The organism is Sphingobacterium sp. (assembly GCF_032065005.1).
Classification (GTDB): Bacteria; Bacteroidota; Bacteroidia; order Sphingobacteriales; family Sphingobacteriaceae; genus Sphingobacterium.
Genome location: NZ_DAMBMM010000006.1, coordinates 227,680 through 244,520 on the forward strand (window position 1 = coordinate 227,680; position 16,841 = coordinate 244,520).

A 16,841-nucleotide genomic window follows, 5' to 3' on the forward strand; every position below is an offset into this window, starting at 1 on the left:
ACTTTAGCTGAAAATATAAGAGGCATACCCAAGGGTTTGCCTCTTTTTTGTTGATGTCATTTCTTAACTTGCTATAAATTATTAAATCTTGCAGCTGATGGAGAATTTTGAAGATGATGATTTAGAATGGCATAAAGTGCCTATAAAAATTGATGAGAGCCGAAATTATGTGAAGGCTTTGCATGTGGCAGGTAAAAAGCTCTGTTTGATCAAAGAAGGAGATGTCCTATCGGTTACATCAAGCCGCTGTCCGCATGCAGGAGCAGATCTGACAAAAGGATGGTGTGAGGAAGGTAAATTAGTCTGTCCTTTTCATCGGCATCGATTCAATCTGGAGACTGGCAAAGGAGATGAACCTCAACATGACTTTATCCGGGTCTATCCTTTGAAAAAAGAAGACGGGGATTTTTATGTAGGCATCAAGAAGAGCCTATGGAACAAGATATTTGGTTAGAATAAACGTCTGATCCATTGCAACATCCTGCTGGTCTTTTCCGTGTAAGGATACCAGAACATGGACGATAGCGGGAGGATCTTGACATCTGCAACGGCTCTTTCATGGGAGAACGCCTTTAAGCCATACCAACCTGTGGATTGCCCCAAACCAGAATTGTTTACCCCTCCAAAAGGAAGATTAGGTTGCATAATCTGGATGACCGCATCATTTATGCAGGTTGATCCAGCACTTGTATTCCGGATAATATGTTTATTGAAATTCGAATCTTTGCTGAACAGGTACAAGGCTAATGGCTTTTCCTTAGCATTGATAAAGTCAATGGCTTCTTGAATCTGTGCATAATATACAATGGGCAGAATTGGGCCGAAGATCTCGTCGGTCATGAGGGGATTATTGGCGGCCACATTGGTGACTACCGTTGGGGCAATGTACTTGGTCCTTCCATCGGTCTTGCCTCCAGCAATGACATTGGCTCCTAACTGTTTTGCTGAATCTAGGGCTTGGTTAAGCCTTTCAAACTGCTTTTCGTTAATTATTCGGGCATAATCCGGTGAATTAAAGGCATCCTTGCCGAAAGCTTCTTCGATTTCGACCTTAAAGATCTCTTCAAGCTGTTGTTTCTGATGTCTATGGGCAAGGATGTAATCTGGTGCAATACAGGTCTGGCCCGCATTGATAAACTTGGCCCAGATCAGGTTTTTAACGACCTGTCTCAGGTTGACATTTTTATCGATTACCGCTGGTGACTTGCCTCCAAGTTCCAGGGTAATATCCGTCAGGTGCTTACTTGCAGCTTCCATGACGATCTTTCCCACTTTAGACGAACCTGTAAAATGGATATGATCGAACTTTAGGTTCAGGAGATGGGTTGTTTCCTCAACAGCTCCTTCAATGACGGCAATATGATCAGTTGGAAAGACCTCGGCGATTATTTTTTTGAGGACTTGGTTGCTATTCGGAGAAAATTCAGAGAGCTTTAGGATAGCTGTGTTTCCTGCGGCAATACAGGCCGCCAGATGGACTAACGGGAGCTGAAAGGGGTAATTCCATGGCGTGATGATCAAAGCGTTTCCTTTGGGCTCATAATGCAAATAGGCGCTGACATTGGGCATCACCAATGAACGACGAACCTTCTTGTCTTTCATCCAGCCTCGCAGTTTCTTGGCGATATGTTTCAGCTCCAGCTGAACCACCAAGATCTCCGTAATGGCCGTCTCAATTCCGGATTTATGAAAATCTTGATATAGAGCCTGCTCAATGGCCTTTTCTTCCCTATTGATGGTATCTATTAATTTCTTGATCCAACCTATTCTTTTATAAGCGGTACTATGTTTTATAGCCGATTTGTTTTTAAGTTGGGACTGGTAGATTTTGTCTATTTCTGAAAGGGTATTATATGCCATATTATTGCCTGAAGAATAAAAATAAGCAATAAAACAAAAACCCAGGTCAAATTCATGTCTGGGTTTTTAAGTCTTTATTGAATCGGGGTATTACTTTTTGCTAGGTTTGTCTTCCATCGCACGGTAAACCTCGTCTGTACTAGTATAGATCTTGAATCGTACATCATATTCTTCAGGAACATAGACTACGATCGGCATTTTGCCATTGTATTGCACCAAAGTAGGCTGCGCCGATACGAAAAGATTTCTTGCAGGTGCACCAGGACATGCCATTTGGGTAGAAATAACATCTCCGTTGGTTTTGAACACATAGTAATTGTATCCCCAACCTTCCAAATCTTTCGTTTCGATCGTGCCATTTAATCCAAAATGGTTACAACCGTCAACCTCCATCATCTTACCTACGCTGAATTCAATCTTTTTATTGTTGTCTGCTTCAGAGTAAGGTACTTCAATGACCATCCTTTTAAAGCCTTTTTCAGGAGCAGGGAAAATATCGGTATTTATTTTCATTAACATTTCTTGGGCATTAGATGCATTTGGCATTAAAAATAAGCCTAGCATTAAAATCAAAAGAGCTGGTACTTTACTTTGTTTCATGTTTTTCAAATTTTATTATGTCTACATAATACGTAAGCTAGCCCTAATCCGCTACAGGGTTCAATTTCGTAGGGTTTATCGCTTGAATCAATGACCTAGCCAAGATGCGGTTCGGATCAATGACCGGCAAACCATAATAAGTTTTTTCACGTAGGGCCAATGGCAATTCTGTACATCCCAGGATAATCACTTGAGCACCTTGCCCCTTCAGCTCTTGGATGGCCGCGACCAACTGATCATGCGCCCTGTTGGTAACCGGCGAAGAAAATGCCTTGATACCATAGGTTTCATCATAAATGGCCGCATGGACCTTATTTTGCAGCACATCGTTTGGCTCGATACAGGTTAGATCATAGCTTTCAATAACCTGTTTATAGAGACCGGTATTGCGGGTTCCGATGGTAGAAAGCACACCGACCGTTGATCCAGGAAATTTTTCCTGAATGAACTTGGCAGTTTCAGCCACCATATGCAGAAGTTGGATTTTAGAATTATGCTTGGCCAATTCCTCTTGGATTACCTCAAAAATCCGAGGCGAATGGGCTGTATTGCAAGGAATCCCAACAACGGTAGCCCCTGCTCTTTCCAGTTCTAACGCTATTTCAGAAATCGCAAGGCCTGGATTAATAGGTTCTTTACCTAAAAGATAGTCAGTTCTATCAGGTATTCTATGCGATTGCGAAGATAATAATACCGGTAAGTGATCTTGATCCCTTCTTGCATTGGTCTCTTCTATTATTTTTTTTAAGATGTCGACACCAGCCAATGGACCGACACCTCCAACAATTCCAATCATAATCTTATCCTTTTTAGTCTAACTCACCCTGGCGCCATTTGTACATCCAGAATGTCTGATTATTGTTCAAAAATAACGCCAATATATCGGGAATCGCTACAAATCCATTATCAGTATTGGTAAAGGCAACCAGTATTTCCTTGCTTTTGGGATAAGCCAAAAAGAAACAGCGAAATCCTGGGTTTGATCCGGTATGCCAATAGGCAGTCCCTAATTCATTGATCTGTATCCGCATGCCTAATGCACAAGGAACATATTTATCATCCGGACTGATTTCCTTGCCTTTCTTTGCCTCTGCCAATCGGCTCAAAGCCAATTGATGGGTCTTTTTCTTCAGGCCAAAACCATCAAAGATGTATTTGCTAATGAAATTGCTATAATCTTCAGCCGTTGTATATAGGGTATAAGCAGCATTGCTCTTTCTATATTTCCCTAACTTTCTCGGCTTATTATCTTCGTAATGTCCATAGGCGGCATTAGTTTCCAGTTCATCTTTCCATACAATAGCCGAGTTTTTCATTTTCATGGGAATCAGAACTTCCTCTTCGACCAATTGTTGGAAGGACTTGCCTGTGATGTGCTCCATGGTCTCCTGCAGGAAATAAAATCCTTCACCAGAATACATATAATCAGTTCCTGGCTCAAATTGGGAGGTTAAGGGAGACTTTCTCCATGCATCCGAGGGAACATCACCTTCCCAATTCAGAAAGCCGGTGCGGTGGGTCAATACCATCCTTGCCGTAATCTTATCTCTGTTTGGGTTATTTGCTAGGCGATCATATTGGTAATAGCTCCAAAGAGGTTTATCCAGTTCGATCAAGCCTTTGTCCATCAACCTCAGAAAAGTATAGGTCGCAACGACCTTGGTCAGGGATGCAGCCTGAAAAACTGTATTTTGATCAATTGGGGAGTTACTATCCAGTTTCTTTTTGCCATACTGATAGAGGTGGTTTTTTCCATTCTTTTGATAATTGAGCTGTATGGCTGGAATATGATGTTGCTTGGCGATCTGATCCAGCGTTAGAGATTTATCCTGAGCCGAACTGCTAAAACCTACTGAAATAAAAGCAGCACATAAAGTGACGATCTTCGTCTTATTTTTGAACAGCTTTAGGAAGTTTATCATAGTCTAGCGCCTTATACTTTTTCAAAATATTTAGTGTTTCCTTGATTGGGATAGCCTTTACAGTCCGGCCTCTGATTCCCTTCATATCCTCAGCCATAAACATGGAGTTTAAGATTGCTTCTTCGGTTGCTTCCCAAACTGCCATAAACAACGGAGACATATAATCATTGCCTACCTCGGTAGTTTCTAAGGTTATGTTTTTGCTTTCGTGAGGGATTAAGTTTGAAGGGCTCGTGGAGAAAGCGATGGAATAATCACCACTTCCATTGGAGGAGAATGAACCAACATTCCCGAATGCGATATAGGAACGTTTAGCTAATCGCTCCAGATTTCTAGCAGACAGCGGAGCGTCCGTTGCAATAACGATCATACAGGATCCATCCACTTTATTGGCTTCCTTGGGTTCTTGCATGTAATAATTGTGGAGCTCACGACCGACAGGTGCACCATTGATGCTCAGGACCCCACCGAAATTGGTCTGCACCAACACCCCAACAGTATACCCGCCGCGAGATGCAGGAAGTTTCCGGGACGCGGTTCCAATCCCACCTTTATAGCCTAAGCATTCCGTTCCAGTTCCTGCCCCAACATTCCCTTCGGATACTTTTCCTGTACTAGCGCTTTTTATGGCTTCTAATACATCTGCAGCTTCCACATGTCGGCCACGGATGTCATTCAATCCACCATCATTGGTCTCTCCTACAACGGAGTTAACCGATCTTACCTTTTCATTTCCTGGTAAGGATAGCATATAGTCGATAAGGCCATTGGCAACTTTAGGAGCATTCAGGGTATTGGTCAATAATATTGGCGTCTCGATATTCCCAAGTTCTTCAATCTGGGATATCCCCATCATTTTTCCAAAGCCATTGCCTACAAACACAGCTGCTGGAACTTTTTGCTGAAAGATATTTCCTTGATGTGGAATGATCGCGGTCACTCCGGTGCGTACCGAGTCCCCTTTAATGATAGTTTTTTGTCCTACGGTTACACCGGCGACATCGGTAATGGCATTGTTGGTTCCTGTTGGAAGAATACCGATCTGAATGCCGAAGTCCCTGATCCTACCTCTTTTTTCTTGTGCTTGTCCTAGGTTAAAAATGGTCATTAACGCAAGCGTTAATAGCAGATTTCTCTTGCTCATATCAATTGTTGGTTTTTATTGATGGTTTATGTTTCATAGACCAATCAGAACTTTCATAATCCCTTTTAAGGATAGAATTATGAAAGCTTTAATTGAATGGCAAGTATACTGAAATCTTTAGATAGGCGGTTTAATCTTCGACAAATTCTTTCTGGAGTTTGTCCATTCTACGCTTGATGGAGGCATCGATTCGATAATCGTCTATTTTATCGATAGCGGTTTTCTCCACGGTTACTCCTGTATTGGATTCATAGTTGTGCACCTCTTTTTGATTTTTGAGGGCATTGTCATAAGCATCACGACCGCTCATCAATTTGACGAAAACTGGCAAACATTCGAAGAAGATAAATAGCAAAGCGATAAAGATTACCGCATTTTCAGTGGATTTATTCACTGTACCGTCCGGTTTTTTGTGAAGATTGCTCAAGGCGGCATTTCGGTCGGCAAATCCAGCTACATTTACAGCACTATCCAGGGATTTATCCGACAGAATCCGTTGGCTCATCAGACCTTCCGAGGCTTTACGTTGTAACAGCTCCGACTCTTTCGTTTGCAATCGACCTCTCAAGCTATCTAGATAAGCCTGTTGTTTATTGAGGTTTTCTTCCTTCATTTTTGCATATGGACCATAGCCCATCACCCCAGAAGTCTCATCGGTTTTGGTTCCGAAGATCTCATGGTTCAATTGCTGTCTAGAGGTTTTGATACTGGCTTCAAGTGAATCGGCATGGGTGGTCAGATTCTTGAGCTGAGCATATTCAACACGGTATTTATTTTCGAAAGTCTTGTTGAGGGTGTCAATTTTGGCGTTCTGTTGAACCAGATATTCTGCGCGTAGGTGCTCTTTGATTTCTTTGTCAAAGATTTTCAATTCCAGGGGCCTGGAAATGATCATACCGATCAGGATGGCCAACAAGATACGTGGGAGGGCCTGCAATAATTGCATCCAACCACTGCGGCTCTTGTCTATGCTCAATACGATATATCGGTCGAGATTAAAGATGGCCAAACCCCAGATCATCCCGAAAAGGAGGGCGAAAAAGATGGCAAATGAACTACCGCTAAATACGAAATACAGGGCATAGCCTCCTGCCAATGCGGCAAATAGTCCAGTGAAAAATATCGTTGCACCAATGCTTATATATTTATTCTGCTCCTCAGGGAAGCGGTCCAAGGTTTCCTTATGTACCCCAGCACACCAGAAAAAGAAATCCTTCATATGTTAAAGCTTTAGTAATTAGACGCAAACGACTCACTTTTGTTACAGCTAATTAAACAAATATTTTAGAAATTCTTAGTAGTTTGTTGGCTACAAAGAATGGGATACTTAAGTAAAGAATTAGTACCTTTGCACAAAATTTGAAACAAACTAGAAGAGAATGAATAAAAAAGTTTTTTTACCTTACTGCATGGTGATAGCCAGCTTGTTAGTAGGGTGTAACAACGAAACTAAAAAAGAGGAAGCTGTAGATTTGAAAAATCCATTATTAGCCAAGTACGAAACTAACTTTGAAGTCCCTCCTTTTGACCTGATCAAAGATGAACACTTCAGACCTGCTTTTAAAGAGGCTTTGAAAGTACATGAGGCAGAAATTGATTCTATTTTGAAGATCGATGAACCTGCTACTTTCGCCAATACCATCCTAGCATTAGAGAATGCAGGACAACTATTGAACCGTGTATCGACAGTGTTTTACAACTTGAACAGTGCTAACACAAACGACACGATTCAAGCCATTGCAAAGGACCTTGCCCCGGTAATGTCTGCGCATAGGGATGAGATCAATCTGAACCCAGAGCTTTTCAAACGTGTGAAAACCGTTTATGACCAAAGAGCAAATGCTGGTTTAGATGCTGAAGATCAAAAATTATTAGAAGAAACATACAAAGGATTTGTTCGTTCGGGAGCAAACCTAAAAGATGAGGATAAAGAGAAATTAAAGAAAATCAATGCTGAACTTTCTGTTTTATCGACTCAATATGGTCAGAACCTATTGGCTGAAACCAATGCTTTTGAAATGGTTGTTGACAAAGAAGAAGATTTAGCCGGACTACCAAAAGAATTGAAGGCTGCGGCAGCTGCTGAGGCAAAAGCTAAAGGAAAAGACGGTAAATGGTTATTTACTTTACAGAACCCTTCGGTAATGCCTTTCTTGCAATATGCGGATTACCGTGAATTGCGCAAAAAGATTTGGGATGCTTACCAATTGCGCGGTAATAATGGCAATGATGCTGACACAAAAGATATCTTGATCAAGATTGCCAACCTACGTCTGGAAAAAGCAAAATTATTGGGTTATTCTTCTCATGCGGCTTATGTGCTTGAGGAGTCTATGGCAGAGAATCCTGCAAACGTAAATGCCCTGTTGAACAAGATATGGACTCCAGCTTTAGCAAAAGCTAAAACTGAAGCTGCGGATATTCAAAAAGAAATTGAAGCTGCTAAAGATACTTTCAAAGTGGCTCCATATGACTGGAGATATTACCAAGAGAAAATCCGTCAAAAACGTTATGCTCTGAATGAGGAGGAAATTAAACCTTATTTCAGTTTAACCGACGTTCGCGAAGGTGCTTTTGCTACTGCGAACAAATTGTGGGGCATTTCTTTTGTCGCTTTGAACAATGTTCCAGTTTACCACCCAGAGGTTGAGGTTTATGAGGTTCGTGATAAGGATGGTTCTCATTTAGGGTTGTTATATGCTGATTTCTTCCCTCGTGCTTCAAAACGTTCTGGAGCATGGATGACATCTTATAGATCTCAAGCTCGTGAGAACGGAAAACGTCTTGCTCCTGTGATCTCTATCGTATGTAACTTTACTAAACCGGTTGGTGATAGCCCTGCATTGTTGACTTTTGATGAAGCAACAACTTTATTCCATGAATTTGGCCACGCCCTACATGGTTTATTCTCTAACGTAAAATACAGAAGCTTAGCAGGGACTTCAGTTCCTCGTGACTTCGTTGAACTTCCTTCGCAGATCATGGAAAATTGGGCTGCTGATCCTGAAGTATTGAAAACATATGCGAAGCATTTCCAAACAAAAGAAGCAATCCCTGATGCATTGATCGAGAAAATGCAACAAGCTGGTACCTTCGACCAAGGTTTTGCAACCATTGAATATTTAGCAGCATCTATGTTGGATATGAACTACCATAGTGCTACTGCTCCAATCAAAGCCAAAGCAGATGAGTTTGAAAAATCGGCAATGGATAAAATTGGACTGATCGACGCTATTATCCCTCGTTATAGAAGTACTTATTTCCAACACATCTTCAGTGGTGGCTATTCTGCAGGTTATTATAGCTATATCTGGTCTGAGGTATTAGATTCAGATGCATTCGCTGCATTTAAAGAGAAAGGTCTTTACGATCAAAATACAGCAGCTTCCTTCCGTAGCAACATCCTTGAAAGAGGTGGCACAGGAAATCCTGCTGAGATGTACCGCAAATTCCGCGGTGCAGATCCGGACCCAATCCACTTGATGAAAAAGAGAGGATTGAACTAATCAAAAAAAGCGCCTGGGACAACCCAGGCGCTTTTATTATGCTTTAATCAGGTGTGAATTACTTAATCACACCCAATTCCTTACCTACTTTTGTAAAGGCTGCAATAGCTTTATCTAAATGTGCTTTTTCGTGTCCTGCAGAAATCTGCACACGGATACGTGCTTTTCCTTGAGGCACTACCGGATAATAGAATCCAATCACATAAATTCCTTCATCTAACATCTTGGAAGCAAACTCTTGCGCTAATTTAGCGTCATAAAGCATGACTGGGACGATGGGATGGAAGCCTGGTTTGATATCAAATCCAGCTTCGGTCATTTTCTCACGGAAGTATTTGGTATTATCTTCTAGCTTATCACGAAGTTCGGTTGTTTCGCTCAACATATCCAAGACAGCAACAGATGCGCCGGCAATAGCAGGTGCCAATGTGTTGGAGAAAAGGTATGGACGAGAACGCTGGCGAAGCATATCGACAATTTCCTTGCGTCCAGAAGTGAATCCTCCCGATGCACCTCCTAAAGCTTTTCCTAACGTTCCGGTGATAATATCTACACGGTCGATTACATTGAACAATTCATGGGTTCCGCGGCCTGTTTTCCCGATAAAACCAGAACAGTGCGATTCATCGATCATAACTAAAGCCTCGTACTTATCAGCTAGATCACAGATCTTATCCAGTGGCGCTACGGATCCATCCATGGAGAAAGCACCATCCGTTACGATAATCTTATGTCTTGCGCCAGATGCAGCTTTTAATTGTGCTTCTAGATCTTCCATATCGCAGTTTTTGTATCGGAATCTTTGCGCTTTACACAGACGGACTCCATCAATGATGGAAGCATGGTTCAACTCATCGGAGATGATTGCATCATCAGGACCTAACAATGGCTCGAATACACCTCCATTTGCATCAAATGCCGCTGCATATAAAATGGTGTCCTCAGTTCCCAAGAACTTTGAAATCTTAGCTTCTAATTCTTTGTGGACGTCTTGAGTACCACAAATAAAACGTACCGAAGACATTCCATAACCATGGCTATCGATTGCCGCTTTTGCTGCCGCCACAACTTTAGGATGTGAAGACAGTCCCAAGTAGTTATTCGCACAGAAGTTGATTACTTCTTGTCCTGTACTGATTTTGATATCTGCTCCCTGAGGAGTTACAATAATGCGTTCTTCTTTGTACAAACCTGCATCCTTAATCTCTGCAAGTTCTTTTTCAAGGGCTGGTTTTAGAGTTTTATACATAGTATTTCAATTAATCCGCAATAAATATAACCTTTTTTTATATCACCCCCTTACGAAAACGTTTGCCCTAAATTCATTATCCCATGAAAGTCAGAACTATAGCTCCATTATGAAAGGGAAATGCCCCGAATAGTTAGACTATTGGGGGCATTTTCCATTTTGAGTTCTTTTTTTGATTACTTAACTCTCTTCCAGGTTTCAGTACGTCCGATAAGGCTAATTCCGATATAGCCTCGGATATCTAGCTGGTCATCACCCTTTAGGGTCATTTTACAGCTATAGGTTTTTCCTGATTTAGGGTCATAGATCTGACCGTCTACATAGGTTTTACTTTCTTTACTGAAATCGGTTAAGATTTCTAAGCCTTGGATATTCCTGCTCCTCAATTTAGGATCAGGATTTTTCACATCTTTTTTTGAGGCATCTTTAACCCAATAAAGCTTGCCAAAAAACTTGTCGTTCTTCTTGTAGATTTCGATTCTTCCCTCCCCACTTGGATTTTGCCATTTCCCAATAATTGGATCATTATTTTGTGCGAATAATACCATGGAGAATAATAGGGCGCAGAATGTTGCAACTATTTGTCTCATAACCTTTGATGTTTAAAATTGTTGGATGAATATACATATATTTTTCTATGTTAGCATAATATTATTTTTGTTACCCCTAAAAATACCGTCCAATAAACCGCTTTATTGGCATTAATTTTGAACAATTCTTAGCTACACAAATTATTTAAGTTATGAGGTTCATTATTAGTCTATTAGTTACGGGTTTAGTAGTTGCAATTGCATCGTGGATTATTCCTGGAGTAACTGTTGCTGGTTTTGGATGGGCTATCCTAACGGGTTTAGTTATTGGCTTGGTGAATGCGATTGTAGGTGGAATTCTACGTTTATTTACTTTCCCATTGAATTGGTTAACATTTGGTCTGGTATCATTTATCATTACAGTTTTGATGATTATGCTTTCAGATAAAATCATGGGTTCGAAATTTGATGTAGCAGGATTTTGGCCTGCGTTCTTTTTTGCCATCATCGTTGCGATTATCGAAATGTTGATCGGACGTATGGGAAGCGATAATAAATAACTCAAAAAAACCGCTAATTTTAAAACAAACGGAATGCTCAGCTGAATGGTTGGGCATTTCTGTTTTGCACAAAAAAAAATGGGCTTGACCATGCCAGCCAAACCCATTAGATATAAAGAGAAATTTTACTATTACTTTTTCGTTTTTTTCATTTTATTAATCCAGATCATCACGCCAGTTACCGGTAAGGAGGTTGCGATCAGACAGGAAATAAAATAAAGCAATTTTGTAAATGGACCATAGATATCACCGATATGCAATGCTTTTATGGAAGCAGAAGCCCTTTGATTAAATGGTTTCTCTCGGAAGACATCTCTCTCCAGCACTTCTCCACTATACTGGTCCAAGGTTAATTTATCTCCAGCCGAAGGAGCAAAGAAACCTGTTCTGTTTTTACTGACTGAAACTGTCCCTAAGCTATCTTTTGCAAAGTTAATAGTGACATCACCATCATAAGGCAGGACTTTATTAACGGCCAAAATGGTCTCTTCGATGCTCATCGGTTTCTTTCCATCTGCAGGTAATGTGGATAGGATGGCCGCTTTCTCTTCTTTTGGGGCATCTGGAGATTTATAGGTACCCCATGTTTTTTGCCAGCCCGCACGATACCAATCAAATGACCAAAATGGCCCCGTAACGGCCATCAAAAACAGAATGATACAGCTGTAGAATCCCAGCGTATTGTGAAGGTCATGATTGAGCCTTTTCCAATTCGCCGACCAACGGATGTTTAATCCGTTTTTCCAAGCTCTCATTTTATTTGGGAACCAAATGACGATACCTGTAATCACGCCTAACAAAAACAATAAGGTCGCTGTTCCCGTAATCCAAGAACCAAGTTTTCTGTTTTCAACACCTTCAATGATCGGCTCTTCAATTTCATTCAACAATAACCAACGGTGCAAACCGAACATCTTTTGCATAAACGCTGCAGTCTTGGTCTTCACATCCGAAGGATCACCGATTACCTGACCTGTATAAGGATTTACGGCCAACTGGTTGGCTCTTGGTCCACGACCTCCACCAGGACCGCCTGGACCGGCAGGGGCAGCTCTCTGAGGGCCTTTGCTTTCCCCGACTTTTGCCTCTTCGGGTTTCTGAGGTTTTTCAGCTGTTGCACCTTCCTTTACATCCTTCCGGCCTTCAGGTTTTTGTCCTTCTTGACCTTTGGAGTTTTCAGGTTTTCCTTCTTTTCCTTCTTTATCTTTCCCTTCCGCATCCTTTTCTTTTTTATTGTACATGAAGAATGTGGGAGCATTATCGGCATAAGGTACTTTTACACCTACAATTTTACCTTTTACTTCCGGTGTAACGGCGGCCAACAATTGATCTGCATTTTTCTTCTGTCCTTCAACTTTCACTTTATTGAATTCAGGCATTGCCCATGCCCTGATTTCGGTGTTATAGGTATAGATTGTACCGGTGATACAAACGATAAAAACCACGATCCCGGATATCAAACCGCCCCACAAATGGATGTCGTTGAAAAGTTTCCTTACTTTCATCCATGTTGTTTTTTTTTGTACTCTTTTACTCATTTTCTCTTTATACTTCTGTAATGAAAAATCAGGTGAGCAAGATTCTGCACACCTGATATAATATTTTGTTGATATCTTAATAAACTCCGATATACTGGTTACCTGTTTTATTCACAAGTTTTGCACCCACTGACATCTCTCCGGATTTTCTGTTGAACACATAGATGTTTCCATCTTTACCCACTGGAGCGATAGCTATAAATACATCATCCCCTTCCAATGCAATGTTTTGGATCTGACGGAAATTCAATTCGTCTTGGTTTGGAATGTCATATTTTCTAGCGGTATTATTTTTTAGATCTACACGTGCAATATACCCACCCTTACCAGCTACATTGTACACTACGTATCCGATTCCATCACCTACATATCTCCATGTTTCGATGTATGAATCTTTAACTCCTAAAGCCTGATCTAAACTGAATGCGAATGAAGCATCATATTCATTGCTTGCGCCATCGATTCTTAAGATCTTAGAACCACCACCGCCTACTGCTTCACCTGAGGTAGCTTGGTAAACATGACCATCAGTTCCTACATACTGAAGAGTACTACGGTATCCATTGGTATTACCTCTTGTTTTGTTGGAAGTAAGGATTTTAGGATTTGTCAAAGAAGGGTAGTCCAACACCAAAGTTTTAGCCCAGCTTTTCAAACCGTTTCTATCATTTTCCCAAGTTGGTTTTCCATCAGTTCCAAGAGTGAATTTTGAAGTATTATGTTTTGAAACGGCCGCTCCAATAAAGACTTTATTTCCAGCTTTATTGATGACAGGCACATCAATACGGCTTACATAATAACCAGCAGCAACTTCTTCAGCTGTTAATTTCAAGTCGAACTTGGTGGTTTTAGTAATCTTAGGATCATTTAAATCCAATGAAATAACATCCGTTTTTGCCGTTCTTTCTTGGTATACAAAGTTTGGCGCCTGGCCTGTATATACGGCATCATTTGCTGCTGCTCTAACTGCAATACCAACTCCTTCTGCTGCTTTCAACCAACGTGGAGCTGTACTTACATAAGTAGCTGTCTCTACTTCAGGCCCTTCCGAGGTAAAGTTTTTCCCTCCACGAACCCTGTATTTGTTGAAATTACCGCCATCATCACCTGTATATTGGATATTATATAAATATTTTCCATCAGCTGATGCTTGCAGACGCGCTGTCCTTGAAGATTTCACGTGCTGACCATTCGCAAATACATCTACAGAAAATGCTGGACTTTTTGCTTCCTCAGGCTTCATACTGAACACCATGGTTCCTGCATTACCATCGCCTGGCTCCTCATCCATCAATGCACCTGAAACAGTGATCCAACGTATATCGTCTTCAGTTACTTCTTTCGGACCTTCTCCGTCTTTTGAACAACTGCTAAATATCAAACCAGTGGCAAGTATTGCATACTTTAATAGATTCGTTTTCATGTTATTAATTATTAAGAGTAATTATATATTGTTAATTGAGTAGTTCAGTTTCAAATAAAATCCCCTACCAGGCTTCTGAACACCGAAATTATCATACAGCTCAGCATTGAATACATTCTTGACATCCAGTGCCAGAATGATCTTTTTGCTAGGAAAAACATAGCTCATACCCAAATTCTGTGCGTACTGTGCCGGTGTAATAAACCAATCAGAATCTGGCCATACCGTGCTGAAAGGCGCCACATAGCCAATATTGTAGAATAGGTTTAACTGAGAAGATTTTTGAATGATATTATCTAATCGATAATGAACATTTCCATTCATGGTATAGAAAGGCTCATTAGGAATCTGTTTGTTGTAATAGGTCATCGGTTGACCTGATGTCGGATCAAACTCTTGCTTGAACAAGGAATTGAATTTGGAAAAATTGAACAATAGGGTAAGCTTGTCCTTATGGGCATAGGTCAGTTCACCTTCAAAGCCCAGGGATTGAGAAAGCCCCAAATTGACATATTGGGTAAGTTCAATTTCTTGGCTGTTGATCATTTCATTAGCTCTCGGCATGATCCTGTCTTTCGTGTTCCTCCAAAAAACATTGGTTCCAACCGAAAATCTATGGTCACCGAAATCATAGGTTCCTAACCTAAATCCAGCATTATAGTTATCGCTGATTTCAGGTGCGATCCCCGGATTGGCTAGAACATTGTCTTCCGGACTTCCAAAAGTTTCCATATCAACCGGCATTCTTACCGCACGTTCTCCTGAGGCCAGAAGTACCAATCGATTGAACAATTTATAAGATGCCGCTAAGCCATAGCCATAATTTACACGGTGGTCCTTGCTGACATTCTCAACGATCTTTGTCTGCCCGTTTTCAATCACGCCAGTATAAGTATGGCTAGCAATTGATTGTTGATAAATCTTATAAAATAGATTTGTTGTCAACTTATTATTGAAGGTTTGAGCTTCATAATTGAACGACACCACATTCTTCGCAAGATCATTCGAACTGTTGATGCCGCTATTACCATCTTTAATCAACAGGTTTTTGTCTTTTCTATCTACCGTATAAAACACATGGTTCACTGAAAATCGATGTCCAGAAAGAATATCATAACTCAAGTTGGTCCTGATATTGGTTACCTGACGATCAATATCTGTCATCGCAGGTTTCCCCTGCTGTGCACCATCCAGTCGACGAATAGGATCACCATTTAAATCAAGACGGATCTGTCCGTCCCAATTGTAGGCCCAAGGAATAGTATCGAGTATATTGGTGCTTCTAAAACTATGGACAGCATTGGTATTCAAGGATAGGCCTGGCACAAATAAATTCTTCTTATTATAGGTCAAGCTCAGCACATTAGCCGTCGCATCAGAGGTTCTGCCCATATAAGGAGTCCCCATGGTTTGGCCATGTTGAATCTCTTTATGAGAGTCAGAGATATTATATCCTAAAAAGAAAGCATCTGCCCATTTAACATCGGTAAATCCAAACTCAAATCTCCCAGATAATGCCCTATACCCATCAAAGAAACGTTTGGTTCTATAGTTACGACGCACAACGCCATTGGGTTCTATATATTTGGAGAACTTGCCCCAGATTTCATAATCGTTGTCTGAATTCAAGAAACTTCCTGAAACCCTAGTCGTAAAACCTGTCTTCGAGTTTCTATAAAGGCCAGAAATATCTGATTGGGTAGTATTGAATGAGCCATAAGAAACAGAGGCCGATAAGTTATTGCTCGAAGTACCTTTTTTAAGGACAATATTGATTGCCCCTCCAAGTAGGTCCCCAGTTAAATGGGCAGGAAGGACCCCTTTATACACCTCGATGCGATCAATCATCGAAGGAGGGATATTATTTAAGTTAAATGAGGAACCATAGGTCGAAATTTCTATCCCATCGATAAATATCCCGACTGATCGCCCAGTCATTCCATTTAAGTTATACTGCACCTCCGAACCTAGACCACCGCTTTGACGGACCCTTACTCCAACAGTACGGTCCAACAGTTCGTTAGTTTGAATATTTCTGGTGGATGCTTCTTTCGTTTCGATCACATTGACTGCGAACCCCTTGGTCTCAATTTCTCTTTTGACGGAATTTCCTTGAACCCGTACCTCATCAAGACTGATTTCTCCTCTTGGGTCAATATGGATATGTAAATCATAGTTGGGCTTATTGACATCAATTGGAAGTCTCTTTGATTTAATCTCAATGGAGGTCACCAAGATGGTCTGTTTACCATAAGGAACTTGCTCCAATTTATACAAACCTTCATCATCGGATACGCTTGCAATTGAAGTTCCCTCAATTCGAACTGTAGCTTTTGAAACAGGCGTCCCATCTACCAAATGAACTTTACCGGTTATTGTTGAATTTTGGGCAAATACGACAATACAGATAAATAAAAATAATATGGTGAGGTAAAATTGTTTCATTATTCCAGATTAATACAGTAACTTCGACTTTCTTTAGAACAAGTCTAAATAAATACTGCTGCAA

Annotated in this window: 14 protein-coding genes; 3 read left to right on the forward strand and 11 right to left on the reverse strand. The window is 40.8% G+C overall.

Features of this window, described 5'->3' with window-relative positions:
• Positions 1-97 precede the first annotated feature (97 nt).
• A complete protein-coding gene (locus tag RT138_RS11890) occupies positions 98-454 on the forward strand; it encodes a Rieske (2Fe-2S) protein (RefSeq protein WP_313190855.1) in 357 nt (118 codons plus the stop codon).
• Here the strand turns inward: RT138_RS11890 and RT138_RS11895 are convergent.
• The 6 genes from RT138_RS11895 to RT138_RS11920 form a co-directional block, all read right to left on the reverse strand.
• Positions 451-1,860 (reverse strand): aldehyde dehydrogenase family protein, encoded by a 1,410-nt coding sequence (locus RT138_RS11895; RefSeq protein WP_313190856.1) that lies wholly within the window; start codon positions 1,858-1,860, stop codon positions 451-453. The genes RT138_RS11890 and RT138_RS11895 overlap by 4 nt on opposite strands.
• Positions 1,861-1,950: 90 nt before the next feature.
• Positions 1,951-2,460: an ecotin family protein gene (locus RT138_RS11900; RefSeq protein WP_313190857.1), complete on the reverse strand. Its 510-nt coding sequence runs from the start codon at positions 2,458-2,460 to the stop codon at positions 1,951-1,953.
• A gap of 43 nt (positions 2,461-2,503) precedes the next feature.
• Complete coding sequence (locus RT138_RS11905; RefSeq protein ID WP_313190858.1) at positions 2,504-3,256, reverse strand: amino acid racemase; 753 nt, start codon at positions 3,254-3,256, stop codon at positions 2,504-2,506.
• Between the two features lie 13 nt (positions 3,257-3,269).
• Positions 3,270-4,382 (reverse strand): serine hydrolase domain-containing protein, encoded by a 1,113-nt coding sequence (locus RT138_RS11910; RefSeq protein WP_313190859.1) that lies wholly within the window; start codon positions 4,380-4,382, stop codon positions 3,270-3,272.
• The gene (locus RT138_RS11915; protein WP_313190860.1) at positions 4,351-5,526 is read right to left on the reverse strand and encodes a P1 family peptidase; all 1,176 of its coding nucleotides are present in this window, start codon (positions 5,524-5,526) and stop codon (positions 4,351-4,353) included. Before RT138_RS11915 ends, RT138_RS11910 begins: the two co-directional genes overlap by 32 nt.
• 130 nt (positions 5,527-5,656) lie before the next feature.
• Entirely contained in the window at positions 5,657-6,745 is a 1,089-nt protein-coding gene (locus RT138_RS11920) for a DUF4407 domain-containing protein (RefSeq protein WP_254526657.1), read from the reverse strand.
• Between the two features lie 160 nt (positions 6,746-6,905).
• Between RT138_RS11920 and RT138_RS11925 the strand changes: the two genes are divergently transcribed.
• Positions 6,906-9,032 carry a M3 family metallopeptidase gene (locus RT138_RS11925; protein ID WP_313190861.1) on the forward strand — a complete coding sequence of 709 codons (2,127 nt, stop codon included), beginning with the start codon at positions 6,906-6,908 and terminating at the stop codon, positions 9,030-9,032.
• A gap of 58 nt (positions 9,033-9,090) precedes the next feature.
• On the opposite strand, the gene kbl is transcribed toward RT138_RS11925, so the two are convergent.
• Complete coding sequence (kbl, locus tag RT138_RS11930; protein WP_185212893.1) at positions 9,091-10,281, reverse strand: glycine C-acetyltransferase; 1,191 nt, start codon at positions 10,279-10,281, stop codon at positions 9,091-9,093.
• 176 nt (positions 10,282-10,457) lie between these two features.
• Positions 10,458-10,871, reverse strand: a complete 414-nt coding sequence (locus RT138_RS11935; protein WP_093100194.1) for a DUF2147 domain-containing protein — start codon at positions 10,869-10,871, stop codon at positions 10,458-10,460.
• Positions 10,872-11,023: 152 nt separating this feature from the next.
• Here RT138_RS11935 and RT138_RS11940 point away from each other — a divergent pair, with 152 nt between their 5' ends.
• The gene (locus RT138_RS11940; protein ID WP_093100141.1) at positions 11,024-11,371 is read left to right on the forward strand and encodes a phage holin family protein; all 348 of its coding nucleotides are present in this window, start codon (positions 11,024-11,026) and stop codon (positions 11,369-11,371) included.
• Positions 11,372-11,502: 131 nt separating this feature from the next.
• On the opposite strand, the gene RT138_RS11945 is transcribed toward RT138_RS11940, so the two are convergent.
• From RT138_RS11945 to RT138_RS11955, 3 genes are all read right to left on the reverse strand, one after another.
• Positions 11,503-12,876, reverse strand: a complete 1,374-nt coding sequence (locus RT138_RS11945) for a PepSY-associated TM helix domain-containing protein (protein WP_313190862.1) — start codon at positions 12,874-12,876, stop codon at positions 11,503-11,505.
• A gap of 109 nt (positions 12,877-12,985) precedes the next feature.
• Positions 12,986-14,332, reverse strand: a complete 1,347-nt coding sequence (locus RT138_RS11950) for a hypothetical protein (RefSeq protein WP_313190863.1) — start codon at positions 14,330-14,332, stop codon at positions 12,986-12,988.
• A 21-nt stretch (positions 14,333-14,353) separates the two neighbouring features.
• Positions 14,354-16,777: a TonB-dependent receptor plug domain-containing protein gene (locus RT138_RS11955; RefSeq protein ID WP_313190864.1), complete on the reverse strand. Its 2,424-nt coding sequence runs from the start codon at positions 16,775-16,777 to the stop codon at positions 14,354-14,356.
• Positions 16,778-16,841: the final 64 nt, after the last annotated feature.

What these genes read in the sequence shown, in the direction of transcription:
- RT138_RS11910 (WP_313190859.1), bottom strand. Translation starts at nt 4,382, where the DNA reads ATGATAAACTTCCTAAAGCTGTTCAAAAATAAGACGAAGATCGTCACT.
- RT138_RS11950 (WP_313190863.1), bottom strand. Translation starts at nt 14,332, where the DNA reads ATGAAAACGAATCTATTAAAGTATGCAATACTTGCCACTGGTTTGATA.
- kbl (WP_185212893.1), bottom strand. Translation starts at nt 10,281, where the DNA reads ATGTATAAAACTCTAAAACCAGCCCTTGAAAAAGAACTTGCAGAGATT.
- RT138_RS11955 (WP_313190864.1), bottom strand. Translation starts at nt 16,777, where the DNA reads ATGAAACAATTTTACCTCACCATATTATTTTTATTTATCTGTATTGTC.
- RT138_RS11890 (WP_313190855.1), top strand. Translation starts at nt 98, where the DNA reads ATGGAGAATTTTGAAGATGATGATTTAGAATGGCATAAAGTGCCTATA.
- RT138_RS11895 (WP_313190856.1), bottom strand. Translation starts at nt 1,860, where the DNA reads ATGGCATATAATACCCTTTCAGAAATAGACAAAATCTACCAGTCCCAA.
- RT138_RS11905 (WP_313190858.1), bottom strand. Translation starts at nt 3,256, where the DNA reads ATGATTGGAATTGTTGGAGGTGTCGGTCCATTGGCTGGTGTCGACATC.
- RT138_RS11945 (WP_313190862.1), bottom strand. Translation starts at nt 12,876, where the DNA reads ATGAAAGTAAGGAAACTTTTCAACGACATCCATTTGTGGGGCGGTTTG.
- RT138_RS11915 (WP_313190860.1), bottom strand. Translation starts at nt 5,526, where the DNA reads ATGAGCAAGAGAAATCTGCTATTAACGCTTGCGTTAATGACCATTTTT.
- RT138_RS11920 (WP_254526657.1), bottom strand. Translation starts at nt 6,745, where the DNA reads ATGAAGGATTTCTTTTTCTGGTGTGCTGGGGTACATAAGGAAACCTTG.
- RT138_RS11925 (WP_313190861.1), top strand. Translation starts at nt 6,906, where the DNA reads ATGAATAAAAAAGTTTTTTTACCTTACTGCATGGTGATAGCCAGCTTG.
- RT138_RS11935 (WP_093100194.1), bottom strand. Translation starts at nt 10,871, where the DNA reads ATGAGACAAATAGTTGCAACATTCTGCGCCCTATTATTCTCCATGGTA.
- RT138_RS11900 (WP_313190857.1), bottom strand. Translation starts at nt 2,460, where the DNA reads ATGAAACAAAGTAAAGTACCAGCTCTTTTGATTTTAATGCTAGGCTTA.
- RT138_RS11940 (WP_093100141.1), top strand. Translation starts at nt 11,024, where the DNA reads ATGAGGTTCATTATTAGTCTATTAGTTACGGGTTTAGTAGTTGCAATT.